The organism is Komagataeibacter kakiaceti JCM 25156, assembly GCF_000613305.1.
Map to the genome: position 1 here is coordinate 1 of NZ_BAIO01000491.1, position 1,733 is coordinate 1,733.

The window sequence follows — 1,733 nt, forward strand, 5'->3', positions numbered from 1 at the left end:
GGCAGGGGCGGTGCGGCGTGCGGTAATGTCATGCGTGCGTCCCGTCCGGTGGCAATATATGTTCCCCCGCGCCTAGCATCGCCTTGCGGCGGACCGCAAGGGCGGTCTAAATCCGACTATGTCCGCATATCCTTCCCACGGCTCCCTGCTGGGCCGCACGCCGCCTTCCGCGCAGGAGCTGCGCAACAGGAAGCGCGTTTCCACGTGGCTGTTCGCAATCTGCTTCATGCTTGTGGGCATGATCGCACTGGGCGGCTACACGCGCCTGACCGGTTCGGGCCTGTCCATCATGGACTGGCGGCCCATCACCGGCATGATCCCGCCCCTGAGCCATGCCGAATGGGAACGGCAGTTCGCGCTGTACAAAACCATTCCGCAATACAAGATCCTGCATGACGGTTTCGGCCTGTCAGGGTTCCAGCAGATTTTCTGGGCGGAATGGACGCACCGGTTCTGGGGGCGGCTCATGGGCATGGTGCTGCTGGTGCCGCTGGTGTGGTTTTCCATCACCGGGGCGCTGAGCCGGGGGCTCATGCTGCGGCTGGTCCTGTTTTTCGTGCTGGGGGGGCTACAGGGCGCGATCGGGTGGTTCATGGTGGCATCGGGCTTCAACCCGGACAGCACGGCCGTGGCCCCGGTGCGGCTGGTGCTGCACCTGTGCTGCGCCTTCGCGCTCTATATCGCCATTTTGTGGACGGCCCTGTCCGTCCGCACGCCGCGCCCCGTCTTCATTCCCGCCACGCGCGAGGTGGTGCGCATCCACCGCCTGGTATGGACCATCTGCCTGCTGGTGGGCGTGACTGTCATTGCGGGCGGCTTTACCGCGGGCACCCATGCGGGCTTTTCCTACAATACCTTCCCGCTCATGGATGGGCACCTGATCCCGCGTGGCTACGCGCGGCTGCACCCGTTCTGGCTGAACTGGTTCCAGAACATTCCCGCCATCCAGTTCGATCACCGCCTGCTGGCGACCTCCACCGCGCTGCTGATCGGCCTGACCATCGTGCTGGGGCTGCGCACGCCCAATCTGGGCAAGGAGGTGCATGACGCGCTGGCGGTCATGGGCTGGCTGGTGCTTTTGCAGTACGCGCTGGGCGTCACCACTCTCCTGCTGGTGGTGCCGGTCTGGGCGGGCACGGTACACCAGACCTGCGCGGCACTGGTCCTGACCGCCGCCATTGTCACCCTGCACCGCCTGCGCGGTGTGGGACGGCCCTGAACGCGACCTGACAGGCCTGTCCGGGGCACATAGTGCACGGACTGCCAGGGCGTGTCCGGCAAAGACTGTTTCAAAAAGCTTCCAGAAGCGCCGCCTTTTTTGCAAAAAGGCGGCAGCCATGAAGTTTTATCATTCTTTATCAATCCGTTATTTCAGGCGGCTTTTCCGCCTGCGTGATTTTTCGCATATCCCCGGGCACGGTCCACCTCCCTGCCCCTGCGCGGCGCGGCGTCAATACCCATATACATACGGGAAGCAGGCAGGCCGGTTGCGGGCTTCCTGTTCCCTGCGCCGCGGCCCCCACGTTATGGAAAAGGCGCGGGCGGCATGGCATGCGGCATCTTTCCCGAACGGATTATTTTCTGCGATAAACCTTCTTACGATATGCAGGAATGGAACATGCACAAGCTGAAACATGTGGTGACGGGGGTAATGCTGGCGGTGGCCACATGCGGCCCGCTGGCGGTGGCTGCCCATGCCGGACCGCATGGCGGCCCCGGTGGTGGTGGCGGAT

At 63.9% G+C, this 1,733-nt stretch carries 2 protein-coding genes; both read left to right on the forward strand.

Going from position 1 to position 1,733, the window contains the following annotated elements:
* The first annotated feature begins 118 nt into the window (after window positions 1-118).
* Window positions 119-1,219 carry a COX15/CtaA family protein gene (locus JCM25156_RS15755; protein ID WP_025813841.1) on the forward strand — a complete coding sequence of 367 codons (1,101 nt, stop codon included), beginning with the start codon at window positions 119-121 and terminating at the stop codon, window positions 1,217-1,219.
* Between the two features lie 51 nt (window positions 1,220-1,270).
* A complete protein-coding gene (locus tag JCM25156_RS32240) occupies window positions 1,271-1,396 on the forward strand; it encodes a hypothetical protein (protein ID WP_277909480.1) in 126 nt (41 codons plus the stop codon).
* Window positions 1,397-1,733 lie beyond the last annotated feature (337 nt).